Origin of the sequence: Bacteroides luhongzhouii (genome assembly GCF_009193295.2) — a bacterium.
Taxonomy (GTDB): domain Bacteria; phylum Bacteroidota; class Bacteroidia; order Bacteroidales; family Bacteroidaceae; genus Bacteroides; species Bacteroides luhongzhouii.
In genome coordinates this window covers 4,922,298-4,948,252 of sequence record NZ_CP059973.1, presented here as the reverse complement: position 1 = coordinate 4,948,252, position 25,955 = coordinate 4,922,298, and the positions used below count along the sequence as shown (strand labels likewise).

Here is a 25,955-nt window from a genome sequence, read left to right as displayed (position 1 = left end):
AATACTTTTTCATATGATGAAGTTTCCAATAATAAATCGACTCTTTCCTTCTTTTAAATGGAAGGTAGCGGCTGTCATCATTGGCGGTGTTATTGTGGGTGGAGGAGCATTGTTTCTGTACATGCTCCGGGCACATACCTATCTTGGAGATGACCCGGCTGCATGTGTGAATTGTCACATTATGACTCCTTACTATGCGACTTGGTTTCATAGCTCACATGCCCGGAATGCCACCTGCAATGATTGTCATGTGCCACATGAAAATGCTGTGAAAAAATGGACCTTTAAAGGGGTGGACGGTATGAAACACGTGGCTGCATTTCTTACCAAAAGCGAGCCGCAGGTGATTCAGGCTCATGAAGCCAGTTCCGAAGTGATAATGAATAATTGTATTCGCTGTCATACACAACTCAATACGGAATTTGTGAAGACGGGGAAGATTGATTATATGATGTCACAGGTAGGAGAGGGCAAGGCTTGCTGGGATTGCCATCGTGATGTTCCTCATGGTGGAAAAAACTCTCTGTCCGGCACTCCGGGGGCTATTGTTCCTCTTCCGGAATCGCCCGTTCCCGAATGGCTTCGGAAGATGGTGAATCATAAAGATAAATAGGAAATGAAATACGTAATAAAATAATAAAACCGATATACAATGGAAAAGAAATTAAAATCATGGCAAGGATGGCTGTTGTTCGGAGGCTCAATGGTCGTTGTTTTTGTTTTGGGATTATGCGTTTCTGCGTTGATGGAACGGAGGGCGGAAGTTGCCAGCATTTTCAACAACCGTAAAAACGTCATCAAGGGAATTGAAGCGCGAAATGAACTATTCAAGGATGATTTCCCCCGTGAATATCAAACTTGGACGGAAACTGCAAAGACTGACTTTGAAAGCGAATTTAATGGGAATATTGCGGTGGACGCCTTGGAAAAACGTCCTGAAATGGTGATTCTATGGGCAGGTTACGCTTTCTCTAAAGATTATTCTACTCCACGGGGGCACATGCATGCCATTGAAGATATTACGGCATCATTACGTACCGGTGCACCTGTGAACCCGACAGATGGTCCTCAACCGTCTACCTGCTGGACTTGTAAAAGTCCGGATGTCCCCCGTATGATGGAAGCATTGGGTGTTGATTCTTTCTATAATAATAAATGGGGAGCTATGGGTGCCGAAATCGTAAATCCGATTGGCTGCTCTGATTGCCACGACCCGGAAACAATGAATCTTCATATCAGCCGTCCGGCTTTGATTGAAGCTTTCCAACGCCAGGGTAAAGACATCACCAAAGCTACTCCGCAAGAAATGCGTTCATTGGTCTGTGCACAATGTCACGTTGAATATTTCTTCAAAGGGGATGGCAAATACCTGACTTTCCCTTGGGACAAAGGTTTTACGGTAGAAGATATGGAGGCTTATTATGATGAGGCCGGTTTCTATGATTATATTCATAAATTGAGCCGTACTCCGATTCTGAAAGCGCAGCATCCTGACTATGAGATTTGTCAGATGGGTATCCACGGACAGAGAGGTGTCTCTTGTGCCGATTGCCACATGCCGTATAAGAGTGAAGGTGGTGTGAAATTCAGCGATCACCATATCCAAAGCCCGTTGGCTATGATTGACCGCACCTGTCAGGTTTGTCACCGTGAAAGTGAAGAGACTTTGCGTAATAATGTGTACGAACGCCAGCGTAAAGCGAATGAAATCCGTAACCGTCTGGAACAGGAATTGGCAAAAGCACATATCGAAGCTAAATTTGCCTGGGACAAGGGTGCCACAGAAACACAGATGAAAGATGTGCTCGCACTGATTCGTCAGGCACAATGGCGTTGGGATTTCGGAGTAGCTTCACACGGAGGTTCTTTCCATGCACCGCAGGAAATTCAGAGAATTCTTTCTCATGGATTGGATCGTGCCATGCAAGCCCGTCTGGCTGTGTCTAAAGTATTGGCAAAGAACGGATATACGGGAGATGTTCCGATGCCGGACATTTCAACAAAGGTAAAAGCACAGGAATATATCGGCTTGGATATGGATGCTGAAAGAGCGGCTAAGGAGAAATTCCTGAAAACAACTGTTCCGGCATGGTTGGAGAAAGCGAAAGAAAACGGTCGTCTGGCACAGAAATAAGAGAATTTATATATGTGGAGCAAACCATGGAGTTATAAAGAAGGGCTGGTGATTGGCGCAGGATTACTGGTGATAGGGCTATTGCTGCAAATGACAGTGGGAGCCATACATTGGGACCTGTTTGCCTGTCCGGTCAATGTGATTGTGTTAGTGGTTTATATCATTGCTTTGGTAGCCATGCACCTTCTTCGCAAACGTGTCTATTTATTCGGATGGTTGAGTCATTATTCCGCTGCTGTCTCGTCTCTATTGTGGGTGGTCGGCATGACGGTGGTGATGGGACTGATCCGGCAAGCTCCTTCCGGTCATGCTCCGGCTGATCTGCTGGGATTTTCGCAGATGATTTCTTCCTGGCCTTTTGTCCTGCTCTACTTTTGGATGGTCACCGCCTTGGGGCTGACAATCCTTCGCACCGGTTTTTCTTTGAAGATCAGCAGGATTTCTTTCCTTCTGAATCATATCGGATTGTTTATTGCACTGATAACAGCCACTTTGGGAAATGCCGATATGCAAAGGTTGAAAATGACAACCCGGATGGGAAGTGCCGAATGGCGGGCTACGGATGATAAAGGCCAACTGATTGAACTTCCGTTGGCTATCGAACTGAAGGATTTCACTATCGACGAATATCCTCCGAAACTGATGTTGATTGATAATGAAACCGGCCGTACGCTTCCCGACAAATCTCCTGTACATGTATTGTTGGAAGAGGGAGTGACAAATGGCAGCTTGCAGGACTGGCAGCTAACTATCGAGCAATCTATTCCGATGGCTGCTTCTATGGCTACCGAAGATACCTTGAAGTTTACAAAATTCTATTCGATGGGAGCGACTTATGCTGTCTATCTGAAAGCAGTCAATCAGAAGAATCAAACAACCAAAGAGGGATGGGTAAGCTGTGGTAGTTTTCTTTTTCCCTATAAGGCAATCCGGCTGGATTCTTTAACCAGTATTGTAATGCCGGAACGGGAACCGCAGCGATTTGCATCGGAAGTGAAGATTTACACACAAGAAGGAACGACCACGGAAGGAACCATTGAAGTGAACCGTCCGATGGAGATAGAAGGTTGGAAAATTTATCAACTTAGTTACGATGAAACAAAGGGACGATGGAGCGATGTCAGTGTTTTCGAGTTGGTTCGCGATCCGTGGTTGCCGGTTGTTTACACAGGAATTATAATGATGATGGCAGGAGCCATCTGTCTGTTTGTCAGCGCACAAAAGAGGAAAGAGGAGGACAAAGCATGAGTTGGGAATACTTTATACTATTTGCAATAGCTGCACTGGTTTGTTGGGCTTTGGGAGCTTTTGCTGCCTGGAAAGGTACAAAACCGGGATGGGCTTATGGATTTACTTTCTTAGGTCTGGCTATTTTCTTCAGCTTCATTATCGGAATGTGGATTTCATTAGAACGTCCTCCGATGCGGACAATGGGAGAGACACGGCTGTGGTATTCTTTCTTCCTTCCGTTGGCGGGATTGATAACCTATGCACGCTGGAAGTATAAATGGATTTTAAGTTTCAGTTGCATCCTTTCATTGGTCTTTATCTGTATCAATATCTTCAAACCGGAGATTCACAATAAGACATTAATGCCTGCTTTGCAAAGCCCGTGGTTTGCCCTTCATGTCATTGTGTATATGTTTGCTTATGCTATGTTGGGAGCGGCGACGGTGATGGCCGTCTATCTGCTTTGGTTCAAAAAGAAGGAGGTTGAACGGAAAGAGATGGATTTGTGTGACAACCTCACCTATGTAGGTCTGGCATTTATGACATTAGGTATGCTTACCGGAGCTATCTGGGCAAAAGAAGCCTGGGGGCATTACTGGGCTTGGGACCCGAAAGAGACTTGGGCAGCAGCTACCTGGTTCGCTTATCTGGTGTATATCCATTTCAGATTAGGCAAGCCATTGAAGGCACGTCCTGCATTGATTATTCTGTTAGTATCATTTGTCCTGTTGCAAATGTGCTGGTATGGAATCAATTACCTTCCGGCCGCACAGGGAGTCAGTGTGCATACTTATAATTTAAATTGAAATATCGAATCACTAAAACTTCAATATCAATGAAAACATTTTATTGGTCATTCTTGCTTATGCTGTTGCCAAGCATGGCATATACACAAAACACGGAGAAAGAGAATGAATTTACGATGTCTATGCAAATCAGACCTCGTGCGGAGTATCGGAATGGTGCACTGACTCCACGGGATAAAGGGGTAGCTCCTACCTCTTTCATCAATAACCGCGCACGCCTCTCGATGGATTATAAACGTTCGGATCTGGAACTAAAGATGTCGGCACAGCATGTCGGTGTTTGGGGACAAGACCCGCAGATTGAGAAGAATGGGCGTTTTATGTTGAATGAGGCTTGGGCGAAACTGAACTTTGGTGAAGGGTTCTTTGCTCAACTGGGACGTCAGTCATTGATTTATGATGATGAACGTATTTTGGGAGGACTGGATTGGAATGTAGCGGGTCGTTACCACGATGCGTTGAAGCTGGGATATGCTAACAAAAATAATGAAGTGCATCTGATTCTTGCTTTTAACCAGAATAATGACAATAGAACAAGTGGAGGTACTTACTATGATTCTTCTACCGGACAGCCTTATAAGAATATGCAAACTGTCTGGTATCATTATAAAGCGGACAATGTTCCGTTCGGAGCTTCTTTATTGTTTATGAATCTGGGATTGGAAACGGGCGATAAAGCTACGGATGATTCTCATACCCGCTATTTACAAACAATGGGTACTTACCTCACTTATAAGAATAGTAACTGGAATCTGGATGGTGCTTTCTACTATCAGATGGGTAAGAATAAAGCTGCGGAGAAAGTTTCAGCTTTGATGGGAAGCATACAAGCCGCCTATACGTTTAATCAGACATGGGGAGCCGTAGTTAGTTTTGATTATTTAAGCGGTGATAAAGGAAATGGCGGTAAGTATAAGGCTTTTGATCCTCTTTATGGGACCCATCATAAATTCTATGGAGCAATGGATTATTTTTATGCTTCTACATTTGCAAATGGTTATGCACCGGGATTGATGGATGCTCGTATCGGAGGTCGTTTCCGTCTATCTGACAAGGTGGATATGGAACTTAATTACCATTACTTTAGTACAGCAGTTAAAGTTCAGGACTTAAAGAAATCATTAGGTTCGGAAGTTGATTATCAGATAAACTGGTCAATCATGAAAGATGTGAAACTCTCTGCCGGATATTCTTTTATGCGTGGCACGAAGACAATGGATATTGTGAAAACAGGTAATCATAAAAGCTGGCAGGACTGGGGTTGGGTATCATTGAATATCAATCCGAAAATATTGTTCGTAAAATGGTAAACCCAAGGAAATAATAAGAATTAAATAGAGAGAGAATTTTTGAAAAGTTTTGAGTTTATAAAATCATCCTTACTACACATATTGCAGTAAGGATGATTTTTTGTTTTAGGGACTTCCCTGATAATTATCTTTATTGTTATGGAATAGATTATTACAGATATTTCTCTAAAGTTATTTGATCTAAAATCTCTATTCGTTTTCCTTCCATAGTGACAAGCCCTTCTTTAATCATCTTATTGATTTCCTTAGATAGGGCGGGACGTGATACATTTAAGTATTCGGCAAGTTGGGATTGAGTATGCATGATATTTACCACCAATGAATCTTTTTTCTTATGTTCATATAGATAAACAATGAATCTTTCCCGTACGGTTTTGCGTGAAAGAGGTTTCAGGCGGGATACGGTACAGATATTGCAATTTCCTGCTATGCAAAGAAAATTATGTAATACTTGTGGATCCTGACTGATTACTTTGAAAGTTGACTCTTTTGTTGCCATGAGTAATATGCTGTCTTCCAAGGCTGTGAATGTAGCTGGCAATGTGTTGTTTGTATTGAATAGGTGAGGAGTAGCAAAAGTTCGTGGAGCAATGATATATTCAATCATTACTTCGTTTCCAAGTCCGTCTATAATGTCTGTGCGTAGTTTTCCTTCTAATAATACATATAATTTATTGCATGGGGTACCTTGGGTTACAACAATCTCTTTTTTTTCTGCTGCATAGATAACAAATTCAAGTTTCTCAAGCAAAGAAAGTTTGATATTCAGAGGTAAATCCCGAAAAAGAGGGATTTGAAACAGCTTATCTTTATGAGAGTCAGTCAGTAGTATTTTCTTCATTGTATTATATTGTTCGTATCCTGAACAAAGATATGAATTAAAATTGAGACTTAGCGCAAAGCGTAGTAATAAGGCTGACAAATAGCGATTTAGGCGAGAGAAAGAACAGAACAGAACGCCATCCGAAACCAACAAAAAGCCAAGTGAGGACAAAGTTACATTACTATCCCGTTACTTTCTTTTGGCAGGCAGATGATTGCAATATAGTTTTCAAAGTGCTGAGTTACATGGATTTCAAATGCTAAATAACGGTTGGCTACAGTGTGATCCGTTCTACGGGTACAGCATCACAAAAGAAGAAACCAAACGGGGCTTTCTGACAAAAGAGGAAATCACACTGCTTATCAACGGCACGTTCAAGAAGAAAAGCTATGAATTGATTCGTGACTTGTTCATTTTCTGCACATTCACAGGGTTAAGCTGGACGGACATGTATCACTTGACGAAAGAGAATCTGGAAATATCCTTTGACGGTCATCTGTGGATTAAGACCAAACGCCAGAAAACGGGTACGGAAAGTAACATCCGTCTGTTGGAAGTTGCCAAACATATCATAGAGAAATACGAGGGTATGGCGAAAGACGGCAAACTGCTGCCCGTTCCCTGCTATCCCAACTGCAAAAACGAATACCATAATACAAGTATGATTGAAGGGATAAATAAGCAAATTAATTAGTCTATTATCTAAATATCAAGCCACCATTGGCGTTATCTTTATCACCAATATATTGCTTGTAAAGTGTAAAACACCTATATTTGCAATAAAACCATCTATAGAAAAGCAGATATAGCCAGTATAAATACAATATAAGAATGAAGCAGGAAGAGAAAAAAACTCGAAACAGACGGACTAATGAACAATTAGACAGGGATGTAATGTCCGAACTCGAAAAACTCGTGGCGGAACAGGGTTTCGGCAATGTCAATCTAAGCACCTTGACGAAAGCCGCAGGGGTGGAAGCCAACGTATTCTATAGAAGATACGGTTCGATGGATAATCTCTATGACAAACTTGCCAAGCAATATGACTTCTGGATAAACAATGCCATCGATATTTCCAACTTGAATGTATTGGGACCTAAAAAGTTCTTCGCTGAAACACTCAAGATACTCTTCAAGAACTTGTCAGATAATCCCGTTATGCAAAAGCTGTTGCTTTACGAAATGTCAGTTGTCAATGATACCACAAAAAGAACGGCGGAAACGCGAGACGTCATGAACCTTAATTTGATTACATATTACGAAACGCTGTTTAAACCTGCAAAAGTAAATATTAAAAGTATCGCTGCAATCCTAGTCGGAGGAATTTACTATTTGATACTTCATAAGGAGTGTGCCCAAATCTGCACGATAGACTTTAATACCCCGGAAGGAGAAAAAGCCTTTTCAGAGGGAATAGACTTTTTGACTGATACCATTTTCAATAGATTGGAAGCGTATGAAAGAGACAGAAACGCAGTCCGGCAAATGCTGGCTGACGGCATAAGCGAGCTAAAGGTATGCAAATACATGGGCATCAGCAAGAATGACTTGAAAATGTTGCTCTCAAAGTAACCACGGTACAACTTTTTATATAGCCATATCAAATATGGCTATATTCCTTTTTCGTACAATGCGATTGGGATAATCATGTTTCCATTTTCAAAAGGATTCAGGTGAAATAATATTCGGTTATAAATCAATAGATTGAGGGTCGTTTAGTTATGTGCTCATCCGAATCACAGGCATATTAATTTAGCTCAAATCCTATAATAATTAAAATATATATTATATTTATAAGCAAAATATTTTTCTTATAATTTATTTGTATTACTTTTGTCGGTTGAGTATTAGCCTGTTATAGCAACCAAGAATTGCAGGTTGCCTGGACGGGCAAAAGACCTATACACTAATTAAATGAAACTCAAGTAATACAATAAAAAAATATGAAAAAAATTATGTTACTGCTCCTTTTCGGAGTAATGGTACTTACGAGTACGGCACAGGAAAAAGTTTACCAAATAGAAGAAATCACTGTTATCAACTATGGGGATGGTCGGATGCTCTTTCGCTTGAATAATGAAGAAAAGACCCCGCTCAACGGCTCTCACCGCCTGATTGACGGCTACCACTCGGAGTACATTCTCGCTGACTTTAAGGATGGCATGTATCATGGTAATTACCGACATTTCAAAGGGAACAAACTACTTGAAGAGTGCCGTTACAAAGAGGGAAACAGGGATGGATTATACAAGCGCTATTATGGTGACGGACAGACCGTGCAAAGTGAGCGAACGTTTATAGACGGCAAAGTGGATGGCGTGAGCAGGACATATCACTCGAACGGCAAAGTTGAAACAGAAAAAGTATATAAGTTAGGGATTGAAGATGGTTATGACCGCCGATACGACAGCGACGGCACTCTGACGCTCGACGAATGTTATAAAGACGGTAAACGCGATGGCAAATGGACTGAACATTTGTCGGGCAACGTAGGTGATGTGACTCGCATCAGTTTCTATAAGAACGGCTTGCCCGATGGTCAGTGGAGCGAAACGTGGAAAGACGGCAAGCCCCGTAGCAAAAGTAGCTATAAAGACGGCAAAAAAGAGGGTGTCTGGATTAGATATGGTAAAGGCGGCAAGCCTGAAAAGTCCACCACTTACAGAAACGATGAAAAGAATGGAGAAGAGATTACTTATTTCACTGACGGCACTCCTGAAAAGTCGTCAAACTACCTCAATGGCAAATTGAACGGAGTAACAAAGGAATTTTATTTTGGATCAGGCCAATGTAAATCGGAATATACTTTCAAGAACGGTAAGCGTGAAGGAGCATATAAACGTTACTTTGATACCGGAAAGTTGCGGGAAGAGGGCCGTTGTGAAGCTGATAGCGAGGTCTATCGCAAGGAGTATTACGCTAACGGAAAGCTCAAATCGGTTGCCGAGCGTAAGGGCGGAGGCTGGAATACCATTGAAAGATATGATTCGGATGGTAACAAAGAGTAAATATTATAATATCCCTATTCCAAGCAGGTAATATTTTGGCAATTTTACCATTTTTGATAAATATCAAATTGAATAATTGGTTGGCTTTAGCTGTATATATATGACAAGAAAACAGATGAAATGAAGCAACGGAAAAAAAAGAGCAACAAGCAATCGAGGCGTGAAATCATAGCCGATGTCAAGCGTAGAGAGGCTGAGTGGAGAAAGAAAAAGAGAAAGGAAAGGTGGCGTATATGCAAATCCCATATCATGTTGTGGGGCACATTTATATCTTTCTTCCCATTACTTATATTCGTCACGCTGTCAGATATACGTAATACCTTCACCAACGTCATGCTTGGATTGATAGCCATTAACGGTGGAATTTACCTGTTTATGTACATCCTGTTTAAAGAAGCCCGGAATCTGGCTATCCGGATACCTCTGAAAAATGGCGAAAGTACGGGAAATACGCAATGTTTGCCGGATTCTTCGGAAACTTTGGTAGAGCCTGAATATTTAAGCCGGTGTGATGACAAACAGATTGTCATTGATAATGATGACGTATTGGCGAGGATTTTTCTGTTTTTGCTCCTTTTTATTATCTTTTTAGCCCTGGTCTATTTTGCAGATGCCACTCCTTCAAAACTTACAACTGAAGATTATGGAAGTACATTACTGCTTCTTGAGTTGTACTTGCTCATCCTGACACCAGGAATAAGTGCCATTCTACAGCCTTGGCGGCGGATTGTTTTTGATCGTGTTTCCAGGACCGTAACTATACCAGGACGACTTCTGCTGCATAAAAAAGAAACGATACCTTATAGTCAGGCTGAACTCACGATTCGTTATTACATGGGGCCTGGTTCGCTGGGGTGTGTGTCAAGTATAATAATTTCCAATTCCAATTCACCCAGTCTGTTAAGTGGAGTTTTCTTGATGGACGGTGATATGGATAAAGCCAGACGTTTTGCCCGCTTCATACAACTATACATGGAGGAAGAGGAATTGCCGGATATGCCGGAATTTGAGAAATACAGAAATAAGAAGGAGCAGGAACATACTGAAATTGAGAAAGAAATCCCTATATGGAAGAGATGAATGTACCTTTAGATGCAAGAAGGCTTCTTTATCACGAAGCAAAGACTGTATTAGAACAAGTATTTATATCTCCGGACAGTAAAGATGTGTGGGATTTTTGAAAAAAATAGAAACAGGTATGGAAATGGAAACAGATAGAAACCGTCCCTCTACAATCAGAATAATATTTGGCATCATTGTATTGCTATGCGGAATTCCGGTATTTTTGGTTTGTTGTAATGGAATGTGGCGCTTTACCAATTGGCCTTATGAGGAGCTATGGATTTTTGAGTATGTATGGGGTAAGCTATTAATACTTTTCGTATCCGGAATGATATTTTTGATGTCAATAGGACTGATTTTGGTAGGTGTATTAATCGCAACAAAGATATGGATGGGGAAAAGCAGAATGATGGAGCATATTATATATCCCTTTCCAACTGTATTAACGGCTGAGCTTGCCGATAGCATGAATGTAGAAAGAGCTGATGATAAATTTTTCGTCTTCAATCCGAATTCCTTAATCCGGAGTACTTTGATAGTCATCGGGGGGATTCTTTCATGCGTAGGAATAATCGTCATTTATCGAGAAATAAATGATCCATCTAGTGATCTTTATTCACCTCCCATAAGTGGAGGAATAGTAGCCTCTTTTTTTCTGCTTTTAAACGGATTACTTGCTCCTTCCCATCGTTTTGTACTAGACAGAATGAAGGGTACTGTGACTTTTCCCCGCCATTTGTTTTTTCCACGTTGTACCATTCCCTTTTCAAAAGTAATTCCGGGGTATTCTAACGGAAACTTAGGTTTTGCACATCCTTACAGTGGAATTGTCATTCCTGTCCTTGGTGCGTATGATTCCGGCTGGTGGTCATTTTATGTCCTCTATATGGATAAAAATCGTCCGTTACCTCAAGGGGACACTTTCGATCCTTACAGGGAGAAAGACTTTTTACGCCGGAAGGCAGAAGGATTCCCTAAACCGATATATCCTAATACCATACTTGTTACAGATGCTTATATGGGTTATATATATGGTACGGATGAGTTTAAGCAGAGATTATCTAAAATAAAACACAGAATAGTATATTATTATGACAGAGTGTCATGGTATTGTCAGAAGCATGAAATAGAAATACCGAATGATAACGATTTGGTCTTAATCGGCATCTGGAAAAAACAATTTGTATTTAAGTTGTTCGCTCCTGAAAATGTGGAATATATCATACTTCCCGACGACACCGTATTGACCGACTGTTTTCTTTGTGATAGTAACACAGCGGAGGTAAAATATATCAAATAACCTGATATCTTTATGATAGCGTTAGATTATTATCAAGGATACAATAATTGGAGATGGAAATTTTAATTAAGTGCAAACATTATCAGGGAGATGAATATTAATACGGAATTTTAATTTGACATATCAGTTATGAGACTAAAAACAGTTATAATCATGGGAGTAACAAGTCTTTTCGGCTTGGTTGGTTGCGCAAAGGCACAGATAGGGAAACAGGTTTTCAACTTAGACAATCCGGACTACAACCTAAACGTAGCCGCTATGATGTCTTCCCTCTTAGATACCACACAGCAGAAGATTGAAGTGCGGTACAAAGTAGATACCCTCAAATTTTACAATACGGAAACGGATGAACTGTTTCCGCCTTTGGTGGCTTACAGAAACAAGGGAGGCAGTAAAAGAACGGAAGCCACTTTCCGGGGATTTGACTTTACAGACCTCAGCATGGTAACAACAGAACAAGGCACATTAGTGCAGGTAAAAGGCAAGAGGGAAACAGACGAAGAAGGTTTCGCCAAGTTGGTGAAAGCAGCCACAAAGAAATATGGAAAACCACATTGTGAGGAGGGAACCGATTTTGAAGGACGACCCGGGAAACTGTACCGCTGGGAAACAAAGAAAGAATATATCCAGTTATATGCCAAAAGTAACAGCAGTAAAGACACACTTGCCATTGCGGAGGCAGGCAATGAAAACGGGCTTGTCAACATGGAAGACGGCAAGCCACGTCTGGACGTAACACTATGGCGATGGAAAAAAGAATATCACGATTGGCTCGTCTTCGAACTGGACTATTGCGTGCTTGGAGAGGAAGCGTCAAAACTATCCAGCTTGTCTAATATTCAAAGTGCAGAGAAGTATACACCGAAATGGGTGAAACCGTTCCTTATTACTGCACATAATCTGGATGCTTTGGAAAACTCGGGTGATGTATGGGGTAAAATCGAAGCCGGTTTCTATTATCGTATTCCGAACGGTAAAGTAATCGATGAAACCGGTATAACCGATTCTGTAGAAATCAACCGGGAGGCTTGCCTTCCTTGCTGGGACTTTGAAGAGTTTAAGAGCAATTTCAAAGACGGACTTAGCACCACAGCATATATGGCTCGCCAAATGGAAAAAGGCGTGAAGTTTACGGAACTGATGGAGGACAAAGAGCTGTGCCCCAATATTACGTATTATGGTGAAGCGAGATGGAGGGAAAAAGTGACAAAATCCGTTATTGTGACGTTTCATTCGAATGGGAATATAGAATGGGAGGAGAGATACCTGACGGAAGATGAAGAACAGCTCCCCCTTGTTGCCGGTGAAACGAGATTGCGGAGAACAAAAAGACTATCCGGTATTGTGGAGTTTGAACGGAATGAAAAAGGAGATATGACACTGAGAAGTCCTGATGCAGATGAATATGACATATGCGATATGTGCCTTATTATTGATGACAATGTACAAGAACGACTGCATGGAAGGTGGTATATTATGGAGGATAAAATAGCATACATGATAGAAATACAAGAAGAATTGCGGAAAAGCGGTTTGGATTTGGAGCATACAACAGCACGTCTGGTGAGAATGCCGGCAATTCCTTTCGCTTTTTTCACTGACGGGAAAAAGGATATGTTTATGAATATCGACAAACAAGGCTCCAGTATCTATACTCCTAATGGCCGTGAATGGAAAGCAGGCAAAGTTTACCGGCTTTATGATTATCTGATAAGTTGGTGATTAATCATGGAATCGCATTATATGAAGTGAGGGATTAATGTCAAATGAAAAGATAAGCAAAGCAGTTTTTGTATTTGTGTTATCCCTGTTTGTTTGCGTGCAAATGGGATGTACACATCATCGTTGTGTTCCATTCAACCGGAAAGGTTGGGACGAATGGGGCGGTCATTATTATTCCAGAAAGTTTATGATTGACGATTTGATAAATAACCGTTTGAAGACAGGGATGACCTACCGGGAAATACTGGACCTATTGGGAGAATCCTATTTTGTGAATGAAGAGGATTCAATGCCCGGCATCCGTTACGAAATAGACGTTGAGTATCAATTCCTCGACATCGACTTCTACAAAGGAAAAGACCTATTCATAAAATTTGATAAAGACTCCTTAGTGGTCAGCTATAAATTTATTGATAGTAAAAGAGTGTATTGGGATTATTATGGCGATGGATCGTATAGTATAAACGGAATAGATAATATATTTACTTCAGCACCTAATAATTACAAATATGTTTATTCTGAATAATATCATTTAATTAACCGATATGTATAACTGTAAAAAATGATAAGATGAATAGAAATTATTTCGCATTAATAACTTTCGTGTTATTATTAAGTTGTTCTGGAGCAGCAAACAGAAAATCCACTTTAACACCCACAAACGATACTATTGTTACAAACATAGCGTCTGATACACTGAATAGTATGAATAATGTCTCAATAGATAAGAAAACCGCTCTTGATAGTGTTAAGATGTTACTTCCGGGAGGAAGATATACGATAGGTAAAGAATCCCAAATTATAAATAACAGTTGGAAAGAATTTTATCGTGATACTATTACTGGGAATTATTGTATAGATAGAGCAAAATATACAGTAAGCACTTATACAGACGAATGCCTTGGGATGGAGTGTGAATACATTAAAAGCGGTAGAAACAGTCTGTTCTTTATTAATATGCCTACTTTAAAGAATGGTATTGTAGATAGTATCCCTATAGGAACGGGATATATTGCACCTAAAACGCCTATGGTTATAAACTTTAATTCTTCTAAGTATACTATCAGTGTTTTTGCAGAACTTTCGGATGAAAATAAAGAAGAATACGAACCTAATAAAGAGTATTCATATTGGTGTAATTATAAAATGACTCTCTGTAAAGACAATTCACAAGAAGTGGAGTTCTTTAATATCGATAAGTTTTATGATTCAGTACTGCGTCTTTTATTTGCCGGTGACATAGATGGAGATGGGAAACTGGATTTAATATTTGACTCACATATAAACTACGAAGAAGAATCAATCACATTGTTTTTATCATCTTTAGCCGGTAATGGTATAATTACTCGTGTCGCAAAGGCTTCTATTTCCTATGATTGTTAATAAACGTCTATAGGAAAGTCCTGCGTGGAGTAACTCCCAGACCTATCTGCTCTACCCGATACAGAGATTATTTTGACAAAACCTTTAAATGGGAGATACAATGAATGATTTTCATTTTAACGATTATTTCCCGGAAGAAGGAGATGAAATATCCGGTTTCATAAAAGGTCTGTTCATGAGAAAAAAACAAGAATATAAACGATTAACGATGCGGGATTTGCAAGAGGGAATTATTAATAAAAAAATCTATTGATTTGCCGACGTTATCCTGCCCTAAAATTAAGTATATGAAAATAAAATTATTGCTTTTGGTCGCCGTCCTGTATGCTTGTGGAACTAAAACTGTTTCGGAAGAGGAAACTTATGACCGCATAACCGTGACGACTTATGAAAACAAGTACGATGAAAAGAATCGTTTGTCAGAGGTGCAATGGACCAGAACATCTCGTATGTATGAAAAAGATGCTGAAACAATGGAGGTGACTGAAAATAAGAGTACGGATTATTATACGTATACGGACAATGAAAAATTTACCGTAGAAAGAAAATCGAAGACGTCGGGCAATATTGAGATGATGAGATACGCTCCCCAAAGTGAGGAATCGTTAACATTGAATGCCCAAGGGGATACCGTTGATTATTCGTTGCGGAAATATTACGACAAACGCAAGCGCAAACCGGTATACGTCAGAAACATAAACAATGACTACGTATTGCTTGAAGACAACGACTATGAGGAAAAGAATGAATACGACGGAGGTGGTAATCTGAGAAAAAGTGTGCAATGCTATTTTGACACGGGGAAAAAGAGAACCACTTACTTCTTTCGGGGACTATCTTATGAAGAAGCCCAAAAAAGGATTCCCCGTACAGACGGGGACTATGACATCGTGTGCAATATAGAGAAAATATCAGGAGACACTCTTATCGGAGAAAGTATAAAGAATGGTATTGTCAGTCATATCAAAAAGACGATTGTCGAAAAAAACGGAAAGAAGGAATTTAGATTCGATGCTGACATGAAGCTCACAGGCAGTTTCACGGAACTTAAGTCGGATGGTTTTGATATTCACGTTGATTGTATCGGGAGCGATTTCATTGATAGCACTTATTATAAGAATGGGAAAGAGGTAAGATGTGTTTATCTTTCGGATACATCCAAAGATATTGTACTTTTTAAATATGACAAACAGGGAAATATTGTAGAAAGGGTGGAAAAGACAAAGTATTTTGATACACGCAATGAAGAGGATTTAATCAATGAAATGCTGCAGGTAGTGAAAGAGAATGAGAAGAAGAAAGAAAATAGAAAGCGATTGAAAATAAAATAGGTTATGGGAAGTAAATATTTAATCGGGATATGAAGGGATTTGACAAGTTCTTAGACAGAATGACCATTATTGTTACGATAATCTTCACGATATTCGTGATTATCAAAATCGGAAACTTGTGGATCGGGCTCCATAGCCTCATCATCTCACCCATGACTGGACTTTTTGTGCTTGCCACCTATGAGAACTGTGCCGCCGGATACAGGAGATCGATGGAACAATACAGGAAGGTGCTGGAATCCGACAGGAAGATGCTGGAACGAGCGAGAAGACAGAAATTGAAAAAATCATATCATGATTTTAAAAAAAGAGTTGAGAAAATCCGTTCAAAAGAGTTAAGAGAAATCCGTTGGAAATATATATATTGTGTCATCATGGTAATAATGTGGAATATAACCGAATTCATAATAATGGCACTCCTTATGGACGAACCTCGGTATTCTTTTTTTTGAGGCATTCCGGGAATTTTAAAAGAAAATATGGATTTGCTATTTAAATAAAATTATAATATGACAAGGAAACAGATGAAATGAAGGAACAGAAAAAAAAGAGTAACAAGCAATCGATACGTGAAATCATAGCCGATGTCAAGCGTAGAGAAGCCGAAAGGAGAAGAGAAAAGTGGCATGTAAGGATATGTTGGATATCAATATTTGTAGTGGGGTTGATTCCAGGTTCGGTTACGGTTTTGATGGTAATGCTAGATAAGGGTAATAATACAGTAACCTTCACAAATATTTCACTAGGCATAATTACGATTACGGGTAGCTCTTGTCTGGCTGGAATAATTGTGTTATATATTATTTGGAAATTATTTCCCAATATATCATTGAAGAATGACGGTAGTTTAAAAGACGTACCTTTACCGGAATATTTAATACCTCCTGTTGGAGAACATTCATTCAAGAGGATTGATGATAAACAGATTATTATCGTCAATGATGGTATTTATGAAAGAGTTCTTTGTTTTCTTGTGCCTTTTATCCTGTTCATTGTTTTAGTTACATATGTAGGTGCTACTCCTCAGAATGTTGTGCCAGAAGGTTACTCAGGAGCCTTAATTCTTCTTCAACTGGATGTTGCCACATTATTAGGTATGATAGGTATTTGCCTCAAACCTTGGCGTCGAGTAGTTTTTGACCGTACTACTAAAACGATAACTATTCCTGCCCGATTTCGCTTTCAGAGGAAAGAGACTATTCCTTATGAACAAGCGGTGGTTACCATGTCTTTTAATTCACAAGCGAAGACATTCAGTGGGAAAGGTGAAGAACAACTTGTAATAGCCAATCCGTCCCGTTTTTTGGGTGGAATCACTTTAAATATCTATGGCGGTATAGATGCTGCTAAGCGCTTTGCCCGCTTCATACAAGTATACATGGAGGAAGAGGAATTGCCGGACATGCCGGAATTTGAGAAATACAGAAATAAGAAGGAGCAGGAACATGTTGAAATTGAGAAAGAAATCCCTATATGGAAGAGATGAATGTACCTTTAGAGTCAAGAAGGCTTCTTTATAACGAAGCAAAGACTAAATTAGAACAAGTATTTATATCTCCGGATAGTAAAAGCGTTTGGAATTTCTAATTATAATAATGAATATGGAAATAGATAGAAATCGCCCGTCCACAATGAGGATAATTGCAGGAATAATTATGATTATAAGCGGCATAGCAATAGGAGCATTAGGATTTTATAGCATGGCGTATCTTAAGGAGTTATCCTATGGCAAATTATGGATCTTCAATTTTTTATGGGGCAAGTTATTGTTACTTCTTGCATCCGGAATGACATTCATCCTAATAATAGGATTAATAGTTATTTGCACATTGATAGCACTAGCGATTCTTCAAGGTAAGCAGCGTCTAATGGAGCATATCATATACCCATTTCCCACTGTATTAACCAACGAAATTGTCCGAGATATGAAAATAGAAAGGGTAGATGATGAATTTTTGATTTTCGACTTGGGATTTCTAATAAGGAAAACTTTAATAATTGTTGGAGGAGTTCCGGCCTTTGCCCTTGCATGGGCTATTTATGCAGACATGGATAACCTTTACGGTGATACATATTTTTCCCCTATACCCGGAATGACAATTGTAATGTTCGTCATGTTTCTATATGGGTTATTTCCTCCTTCTCGACGTTTTGTATTGGATAGGATGAACGGAACTATCACTTTCCCCCGACATTTGTTTTTCCGCCGTTGTACCATTCCTTTTTCAAAAGTAGTGCCGGGTTATTCTGTAGGCATGTTAGGATTCGCACATCCCTATACTGGAATCGTTTTATCTGTCCTAGGACAATATGATTCCGGCTGGTGGTCGTTTTATGTTCTCTACATGGATAAAAATCGTCCGTTACCTCAAGGGGACACTTTCGATCCTTACAGGGAGAAAGACTTTTTACGCCGGAAGGCAGAAGGATTCCCTAAACCGATATATCCTAATACCATACTTGTTACAGATGCTTATATGGGTTATATATATGGTACGGATGAGTTTAAGCAGAGATTATCCAAAATAAAACACAGAATAGTATATTATTACGACAGGGTGTCATGGTATTGTAAGAAGCATGAAATAGAAATACCGAATGATAACGATTTGGTCTTAATCGGCATCTGGAAAAAACAATTTGTATTTAAGTTGTTCGCTCCTGAAAATGTGGAATACATCATACTTCCCGACGACACCGTATTGACCGACTGTTTTCTTTGTGATAGTAACACAGCGGAGGTAAAATATATCAAATAACCTGATAGCATGAAAGTACAGAAACCTATGACTAATTTGAAAGCACTGTCTTTAATGATATTGCTTATAGCATTTGTGGGGCATAGCAATACCCAAGTGGAAACAAAAATAGGTATGAAACAGCAAATAGCAAAAATGGAAGAACTGATAAAACAAGAGTTCCAAATGGTAAAGACTTATCCCGAAAAGCCGGCTTACTATGTACAAGAGATTGCGTAAAATTACCAGTAAAACATGGAATCTGTAATTTAGGTATCTTTCTCTGTAATTTGTCTACATTCGATCAGCTTTTATTTCTCTACTTTTGCAAAGTGAATCGTTGATAGAAAGAATTCTGAAAATAAAAAGTAATAAAGTAAAGTTATGGCTAAAAAGGTTTTGATAATTTCATCCAGTCCACGTAAAGGTGGTAATTCTGATTTATTATGTGATGAATTTATGAAAGGTGCTCTCGAAGCAGGTAATGAAGTGGAGAAGATTTTCCTGAAAGACAAAACAGTTCATCCTTGTACGGGATGCAGTGTTTGCAGTATGTACGGTAAACCTTGTCCGCAGAAGGATGATGCAGCGGAAATTGTAGAGAAGATGATTGCTGCAGATGTGATTGTGATGGCAACTCCGGTCTATTTTTATACCATGTGCGGACAGATGAAGATTATGATCGACCGCTGCTGTGCACGCTATACGGAAATAACCAATAAGGAATTTTATTTCATTATTGCGGCTGCGGAAAATAATAAAGCAATGATGGAACGTACCATTGATGGTTTCCGTGGCTTCCTCGATTGCCTGGAAGGACCGCAGGAAAAGGGAACGGTTTATGGAATTGGTGCATGGAAGGTAGGGGAAATTAAGGATACTCCCTATATGCAGGAAGCTTACAAGATGGGAAAAATGGTATAACCTTTTGAAGGATAAAAATAAGGATTCAATCAGAAAGATTGAAAAGTCAAGAATTTTAATTGATTAGATTGCTTGTTCTGCCACAGAATTATTATAATTTTGTGGCAGAACTTTTTATTTTACATTATTTGTTTGATAACTAAATGTCATGAGCTATAAAATAACGACTCTTGTGGAGAATTGTGTCTATGGACGTAAATTGCAGGCAGAGCATGGTCTTTCTCTCTATATTGAGATCCAAGGGAATAGAATTCTTTTCGATACGGGAGCATCTGACTTGTTTATCCGTAATGCCCGTCTGTTGCACATTGATTTACAAAAAGTTGATTATTTAATATTATCCCACGGTCACAGTGACCATACGGGGGGACTGCGTTATTTTTTGGAATTGAATACACAGGCAACCGTTGTCTGTAAACGTGAAATCTTTTCTCCTAAATTCAAGGATGAACGTGAGAATGGAATGAAGCATACGCAAAATCTTGATCTTTCCCGTTTCCGCTTTATCACAGAGCAGACCGAACTGCTTCCCGGAGTTTTTCTTTTTCCATCTATTGATATTATCAATCAGGAGGATACCCATTTTGAACGCTTCTGGGTTCAGCAAGAAGATGGTTGCAAAATACCGGATACCTTTCAGGATGAATTGGCAATGGTGTTAGTGGAACCGGAAGGAGTTTCTGTGTTGAGCGCCTGTTCTCACCGGGGGATCACCAATATCTTGCGTACCGTTCGGGCTGCATTTCCTGAATCTTCCTGCAAGTTACTTCTCGGAGGTTTTCACATTCATAATGCGGAAAAACAAAAATATCAGATCATTGCAGATTATTTGCAGGAATACCTTCCCCGGCAAATTGGCGTTTGTCATTGTACGGGAGTGGATAAATACGCCTTCTTTTTCAAAGATTTTGGTGACAAAGCATTCTATAATTACACGGGAAAACTAATTCAAACTGATTTTTCAGAATAAATATATAATAAATTGATATGAAGAAACTAATAACTTCGTTAGCACTGGTATTATCAGCATTATCCAGCTATGCAATCACTCCTTTGTGGATGCGTGATGCACGTATTTCACCGGATGGAACCGAGATTGTCTTCTGTTATAAAGGAGATATTTATAAAGTTCCCGCACAAGGAGGAACTGCCGTTCAACTTACCACACAAGCCTCTTATGAATCCAATCCCGTCTGGTCTCCCGACGGAAAACAAATCGCATTTGCCAGTGACCGGAATGGAAATTTCGACCTGTTCATCATGCCTGCCGACGGAGGTGTCGCCCGGAGACTGACTTACCATTCCGCATCGGAAATTCCCTCGGCTTTTACACCGGATGGAAAGTATGTCCTTTTCTCCGCTTCCATACAAGATCCTGCAAACAGTGCTTTGTTTCCTACGGGAGCAATGACAGAATTATACAAAGTTTCTGTAGACGGAGGACGCACCGAACAAGTATTGGCAACTCCCGCCGAACTCGTTTGTTTTGATAAAGCAGGAAAGAACTTTCTTTATCAGGACCGCAAAGGTTTTGAGGATGAATGGAGAAAACATCACACTTCATCCATTACGAGAGATATTTGGTTATACAATACCCAAACCGGAAAACATACGAACCTGACAAACAGAAGAGGGGAGGACCGTAATCCTGTATATGCACCTGATGGTAATACAGTCTATTTTTTGAGTGAACGTAATGGAGGTTCTTTTAATGTGTATACTTTCCCATTGAATACTCCACAAGAAGTAAAGGCTGTCACTACTTTTAAGACTCATCCGGTACGTTTCTTGTCTGTCAGCGATAAAGGAACTTTGTGTTATGCCTATGACGGTGAACTTTATACCCAGAAACCCGGTGCCCGTCCGGAAAAAGTAAAAGTAGAGCTTGTCCGTGATGATGAAGAGCAGGTTGCTGCACTTAAATTCTCACAGGGAGCCACTTCCGCTTCCGTATCTCCGGATGGCAAACAGGTTGCTTTTATTGTACGTGGTGACGTTTTTGTAACTTCAACTGACTATGCTACAACCAAGCAAATTACAAATACTCCCGCGAAAGAAGCTGCCGTCTCTTTTGCTCCGGACAACCGGACACTGGTTTATGCCAGTGAACGCACCGGTAATTGGCAACTTTACACTGCAAAAATAAGCCGTAAGGAAGACCCTAATTTCCCTAATGCCACTCTTATTGAGGAGGAAGTTTTATTACCGTCCAAAACGGTAGAACGTGCTTATCCGCAATATTCGCCGGATGGTAAAGAGCTGGCTTTTATCGAAGACCGCAATCGTTTGATGGTACTCGATTTGAAAACGAAGAAAGTGCGTCAGGTGACGGACGGTTCTACATGGTATAACACCGGAGGTGGATTTGACTACGAATGGTCACCGGATGGCAAATGGTTTACTCTTGAATTTATCGGCAATCGTCATGATCCTTATTCGGATATAGGTATTGTCAGTGCACAGGGAGGAGCGATAACCAATCTGACTAATAGTGGATATATCAGTGGTTCTCCGCATTGGGTACTCGATGGAAATGCCATTCTTTTCCAGACCGAACGTTATGGTATGCGTGCACATGCTTCTTGGGGATCGCAACAGGATGTTATGTTGGTATTCCTCAATCAGGATGCTTATGATCGTTACCGTTTGAGCAAGGAAGATTTCGAATTGCTCAAGGAACTTGAAAAGGAACAAAAGAAAGCAAAGGAGAAAGATGATAACAAGAAGAAAGACGGTGATAAGGAGAAGGCGGATGAGGAAAAAGTAGGCCAGAAAGATATAGTAGTCGAGCTTAACGGCATTGAAGACCGTATCGTACGTCTGACTCCCAACTCTTCTGACTTAGGCAGTGCCATACTATCCAAAGATGGAGAGGATCTCTACTATTTCTCTGCTTTCGAAGATGGATATGACCTTTGGAAAATGAATCTCCGTGAGAAAGAGACAAAACGTCTGCATAAACTCAATACCGGGTGGGCATCGCTGATGCTGGATAAAAAAGGAGATATCTTCTTATTGGGAAGCCGCAATATGCAAAAGATGGATGCCAAGTCGGATGCTTTGAAATCAATCAGTTATCAGGCTGAAATGAAAATGGATTTGGCAGCTGAACGTGAAGCGATGTTTGACCATGTGTACAAACAACATCAGAAACGTTTTTATAATGTCAATATGCACGGGGTAAACTGGGATGCCATGACTAATGCTTATCGCAAGTTCCTGCCTCACATTGATAACAATTATGACTTTGCAGAACTGTTGAGTGAATGGTTGGGCGAGTTGAATGTTTCACATACCGGAGGACGCTATTCTCCCAAAGGTAAAGGTGATGTTACTTCCAATCTGGGACTTCTGTTCGACTGGGATTATCAGGGAAAAGGGATGCAGATTGCCGAAATTATCGAGAAAGGTCCGTTCGACCATTCGCGTACCAAAGTAAAAGCGGGATGTATCATTGAAAAGATTAACGGTGAGGAAATAACTCCCGATCATGACATCACTTGTCTGTTGAATAATAAAGCAGGGAAGAAGACCTTGATTTCAATCTACAATCCGCAAAATAAAGAACGTTGGGAAGAAGTAGTGATGCCGGTTACGAGTGGTCAGCTGAATGGGTTGTTATACAAACGTTGGGTGAAACAGCGGGCGGCAGATGTTGAGAAATGGTCGAAAGGACGTTTGGGATATGTTCATATTCAATCCATGGGAGATGACAGTTTCCGTACCGTTTACTCGGATATTCTGGGAAAATATAACAACTGTGATGGAATTGTGATTGATACCCGGTTCAACGGTGGTGGTCGTTTGCACGAAGATATTGAAATACTGTTCAGCGGTCAGAAATATTTCACTCAAGTAGTCCGTGGACGTGAAGCGTGTGACATGCCAAGCCGTCGTTGGAACAAGCCGTCTATTATGCTGCAATGTGAAGCCAACTATTCGAATGCACATGGAACTCCATGGGTATATAAACATCAAAATATAGGAAAACTTGTCGGTATGCCTGTTCCGGGTACAATGACGAGCGTGTCTTGGGAAACTTTACAAGATCCTTCACTCGTCTTTGGTATTCCTATTGTCGGCTATCGTTTGCCTGATGGCAGTTATTTGGAAAATACCCAGTTGGAACCGGATGTGAAGGTCGCCAATGATCCGGAGACAGTCGTTAAGGGAGAGGATACCCAATTAAAAGTGGCTGTCGATGAACTTCTGAAAGAAATAGATAAGCAGAAGAAGTAAATGCAAGTATAATTATATCTGAAATAAAAAGTCGCTTCTTTGAAAAGATATTGATTCTTTCAAAGAAGCGACCTTTTTATAAGGTGTTTATTTAAAACTGACGCAGGATTTACTTCCAGACTGGTAATAATTTATGGAGGGTCTTTCTCGTCATTATCTTTTGATTCAGGAAACTCACGATATATCCGGTTATGCAGGCTGCAATGAGTGACCCCTCACGTACTCCTTGAATACCTTGTGTCAGTAAGAGGGAGAGAATTACGGCCATTGTAACCAAAGTAATATCGAAATAAACTTTGAACTTTCCAAATTCCTTGTTATAATGGCGGGATGCATATTTCACAAATGCTTCTGCGCTCATCATGGCTACTCTTGGTTTCAGTTCAAGTACTACTCCGATAGACTGCACTATGCATCCTGTAAGTAATAAAGCAATCGACATACCATAATTAGCGGGATGTATTTCGCTTGTCACCATCATATTGAAATCAATGAATGCCGAGAAGATAAAAGAGAACGGCAGTTGAAGAAAAATTTCAATAATATCCTGCCGGGTTCTGTTCTTACGGATTAACCAGAACTGTCCCAGGATAAGCACCATGTTGATGATAAATGTACAAGTACCCAATGATAAAGGACTATTCAGGCTTAATACATAATTGATGCTCGATATGGGAGTAGTCCCTAATGCCGAGCGTATAATCAATACGATACCTGCCGCTAAAAAATAGAGTCCGATAACAAACACTAAATACCTCTTAAAAATCTCTTTCATTTCCATGTCTTTTTAACCTCTTTCTATTGATTCCCTTTTCATGTATTGAAAAGGATATGCAAAGGTCCTGTTTTTTACTCTGAAATAGATTATCTAATTCCATACAGTTTTTGTCATATCCGAAACAAATCGTATTTTTACGTCATAAAATAAAGGTGTAAATGGTAAAATCTCGTATATTTGATAATACGCAACTATTGAAGGAGCATCCTGAACTTCCTCATTATAAAGAGGAGGTAGTCTGTTTCCGGAGTGAATATAAAGATAGAAGTTATCCGGCGAATGAATGTTATTTCAATCGGGAGCTTTATATGATATTCGTTCTTGAAGGTCGTTCGGAAATTCTACTGAATGGAGAGTTTATTGCGATAGAACCGAATATGTTACTTATTCACGGAGCGAATTATCTCACGGAACATCTTTATTCAAGCCGGGATATTAAATTTATCACTCTCGCCCTTTCCGAATCCATGCGGACGGACGATTCATATCTGACACAAATCACGGCAATCCTGTTGGCAACCATGAGGCGGAATAAGCAATATACGATTCAGTTGACGGAGTACGAAGCTCAAATCATCCATAAGGAGCTGGAAGTATTGATGCATCTAATGAATATTGAACATCATTTCCTTTTCCGGCGTATACAGGCAGCGTGCAATTCTCTGTTTTTGGATATAGCAGATTTTCTTTCCCGAAAGACCGTTATCAAAAAAGAGATCAGTCGTAAAGACCATGTTCTGCAAGAATTTCATGCACTCGTTACCCGTAATTTCAGGGAAGAACATTTCGTGAGCTTTTATGCGGATAAACTGGCTATTAGTGAACAGTACCTGGCACGTATTGTACGTCTTGGAACAGGTAAGACTATCAATAGCCTTATAAATGAATTGTTAGTAATGGAAGCGCGTACTTTATTGAGTTCTACCAAATTTACGGTTGGCGAGATTGCTGCTAAACTGGGGTTTAGTGATGCAGCCGGTTTTTGTAAGTTCTTTAAAAGAAATGCGGGACAGACTCCGTTGAATTATCGGAAAGGATTATTGATTTGAACGGAAAGGATTGCTGAACTGAATGGGGAATTACTGAACTGAATAGGGAATATAATGAATTTAAATAATAAGTTGACTGATTTGAATGAAAATGGAAGTAGGTTGATGCAACTGTCCT

The 25,955-nt window shown here is 40.0% G+C and carries 23 protein-coding genes and 1 pseudogene; 22 read left to right on the top strand and 2 right to left on the bottom strand.

Features of this window, described 5'->3' with window-relative positions:
- The first annotated feature begins 13 nt into the window (after nt 1-13).
- Genes nrfH through GD631_RS18850 form a run of 5 tightly spaced genes read left to right on the top strand, consistent with a single transcriptional unit; the run spans nt 14 to nt 5,480 of the window.
- A complete protein-coding gene (gene nrfH / locus GD631_RS18870) occupies nt 14-613 on the top strand; it encodes a cytochrome c nitrite reductase small subunit (protein ID WP_143259620.1) in 600 nt (199 codons plus the stop codon).
- Nucleotides 614-652: 39 nt separating this feature from the next.
- Nucleotides 653-2,134 (top strand): ammonia-forming cytochrome c nitrite reductase, encoded by a 1,482-nt coding sequence (gene nrfA, locus GD631_RS18865; RefSeq protein WP_143259622.1) that lies wholly within the window; start codon nt 653-655, stop codon nt 2,132-2,134.
- 12 nt (nt 2,135-2,146) lie between these two features.
- Nucleotides 2,147-3,382, top strand: coding sequence for a cytochrome c biogenesis ResB family protein (locus GD631_RS18860; RefSeq protein ID WP_143259624.1), 1,236 nt, complete (start codon nt 2,147-2,149; stop codon nt 3,380-3,382).
- Nucleotides 3,379-4,170 (top strand): cytochrome c biogenesis protein, encoded by a 792-nt coding sequence (locus GD631_RS18855; RefSeq protein WP_143259626.1) that lies wholly within the window; start codon nt 3,379-3,381, stop codon nt 4,168-4,170. Before GD631_RS18860 ends, GD631_RS18855 begins: the two co-directional genes overlap by 4 nt.
- Before the next feature lie 29 nt (nt 4,171-4,199).
- Nucleotides 4,200-5,480 (top strand): alginate export family protein, encoded by a 1,281-nt coding sequence (locus tag GD631_RS18850; RefSeq protein WP_143259628.1) that lies wholly within the window; start codon nt 4,200-4,202, stop codon nt 5,478-5,480.
- 151 nt (nt 5,481-5,631) lie between these two features.
- Here GD631_RS18850 and GD631_RS18845 read toward each other — a convergent pair whose 3' ends face one another.
- On the bottom strand, nt 5,632-6,321 hold the full coding sequence (locus GD631_RS18845; protein ID WP_143259630.1) for a Crp/Fnr family transcriptional regulator: 690 nt from the start codon (nt 6,319-6,321) through the stop codon (nt 5,632-5,634).
- A gap of 232 nt (nt 6,322-6,553) precedes the next feature.
- Here GD631_RS18845 and GD631_RS18840 point away from each other — a divergent pair.
- From GD631_RS18840 to GD631_RS18765, 16 genes and pseudogenes are all read left to right on the top strand, one after another.
- Nucleotides 6,554-6,997 (top strand): annotated as a pseudogene (locus GD631_RS18840) (site-specific integrase); the annotation flags it as partial.
- A 137-nt stretch (nt 6,998-7,134) separates the two neighbouring features.
- Nucleotides 7,135-7,875, top strand: coding sequence for a TetR/AcrR family transcriptional regulator (locus GD631_RS18835; protein ID WP_143259632.1), 741 nt, complete (start codon nt 7,135-7,137; stop codon nt 7,873-7,875).
- 371 nt (nt 7,876-8,246) lie between these two features.
- Entirely contained in the window at nt 8,247-9,311 is a 1,065-nt protein-coding gene (locus tag GD631_RS18830; RefSeq protein WP_143259633.1) for a toxin-antitoxin system YwqK family antitoxin, read from the top strand.
- A 120-nt stretch (nt 9,312-9,431) separates the two neighbouring features.
- Nucleotides 9,432-10,391, top strand: coding sequence for a Bf21 family immunity protein (bfi2, locus tag GD631_RS18825; RefSeq protein WP_143259635.1), 960 nt, complete (start codon nt 9,432-9,434; stop codon nt 10,389-10,391).
- Between the two features lie 118 nt (nt 10,392-10,509).
- Nucleotides 10,510-11,673, top strand: coding sequence for a hypothetical protein (locus tag GD631_RS18820; RefSeq protein WP_143259637.1), 1,164 nt, complete (start codon nt 10,510-10,512; stop codon nt 11,671-11,673).
- 153 nt (nt 11,674-11,826) lie between these two features.
- Complete coding sequence (locus GD631_RS18815; protein WP_223225900.1) at nt 11,827-13,395, top strand: hypothetical protein; 1,569 nt, start codon at nt 11,827-11,829, stop codon at nt 13,393-13,395.
- A gap of 37 nt (nt 13,396-13,432) precedes the next feature.
- A complete protein-coding gene (locus GD631_RS18810) occupies nt 13,433-13,921 on the top strand; it encodes a hypothetical protein (protein ID WP_223225899.1) in 489 nt (162 codons plus the stop codon).
- Between the two features lie 44 nt (nt 13,922-13,965).
- Entirely contained in the window at nt 13,966-14,778 is an 813-nt protein-coding gene (locus tag GD631_RS18805; RefSeq protein ID WP_143259641.1) for a hypothetical protein, read from the top strand.
- 287 nt (nt 14,779-15,065) lie between these two features.
- Nucleotides 15,066-16,109 (top strand): hypothetical protein, encoded by a 1,044-nt coding sequence (locus GD631_RS18800; protein ID WP_143259643.1) that lies wholly within the window; start codon nt 15,066-15,068, stop codon nt 16,107-16,109.
- Nucleotides 16,110-16,138: 29 nt separating this feature from the next.
- Nucleotides 16,139-16,561 carry a hypothetical protein gene (locus GD631_RS18795; protein WP_143259645.1) on the top strand — a complete coding sequence of 141 codons (423 nt, stop codon included), beginning with the start codon at nt 16,139-16,141 and terminating at the stop codon, nt 16,559-16,561.
- Nucleotides 16,562-16,638: 77 nt separating this feature from the next.
- Nucleotides 16,639-17,595, top strand: a complete 957-nt coding sequence (gene bfi2 / locus GD631_RS18790) for a Bf21 family immunity protein (protein ID WP_143259646.1) — start codon at nt 16,639-16,641, stop codon at nt 17,593-17,595.
- A 439-nt stretch (nt 17,596-18,034) separates the two neighbouring features.
- Complete coding sequence (locus GD631_RS18785; RefSeq protein WP_244983345.1) at nt 18,035-18,868, top strand: hypothetical protein; 834 nt, start codon at nt 18,035-18,037, stop codon at nt 18,866-18,868.
- Between the two features lie 9 nt (nt 18,869-18,877).
- Nucleotides 18,878-19,087, top strand: a complete 210-nt coding sequence (locus GD631_RS18780) for a hypothetical protein (protein WP_143259650.1) — start codon at nt 18,878-18,880, stop codon at nt 19,085-19,087.
- A 144-nt stretch (nt 19,088-19,231) separates the two neighbouring features.
- Complete coding sequence (locus GD631_RS18775) at nt 19,232-19,771, top strand: flavodoxin family protein (protein WP_143259652.1); 540 nt, start codon at nt 19,232-19,234, stop codon at nt 19,769-19,771.
- 148 nt (nt 19,772-19,919) lie between these two features.
- Nucleotides 19,920-20,741, top strand: coding sequence for an MBL fold metallo-hydrolase (locus GD631_RS18770; protein WP_143259654.1), 822 nt, complete (start codon nt 19,920-19,922; stop codon nt 20,739-20,741).
- A gap of 17 nt (nt 20,742-20,758) precedes the next feature.
- Nucleotides 20,759-24,010 carry a S41 family peptidase gene (locus GD631_RS18765; protein WP_143259656.1) on the top strand — a complete coding sequence of 1,084 codons (3,252 nt, stop codon included), beginning with the start codon at nt 20,759-20,761 and terminating at the stop codon, nt 24,008-24,010.
- Nucleotides 24,011-24,119: 109 nt separating this feature from the next.
- On the opposite strand, the gene GD631_RS18760 is transcribed toward GD631_RS18765, so the two are convergent.
- Nucleotides 24,120-24,791, bottom strand: a complete 672-nt coding sequence (locus GD631_RS18760; protein WP_143259657.1) for a YczE/YyaS/YitT family protein — start codon at nt 24,789-24,791, stop codon at nt 24,120-24,122.
- Nucleotides 24,792-24,946: 155 nt separating this feature from the next.
- On the opposite strand from GD631_RS18760, the gene GD631_RS18755 reads away from it, so the two are divergent.
- Nucleotides 24,947-25,837 (top strand): helix-turn-helix domain-containing protein, encoded by an 891-nt coding sequence (locus tag GD631_RS18755; RefSeq protein WP_004304051.1) that lies wholly within the window; start codon nt 24,947-24,949, stop codon nt 25,835-25,837.
- Nucleotides 25,838-25,955 lie beyond the last annotated feature (118 nt).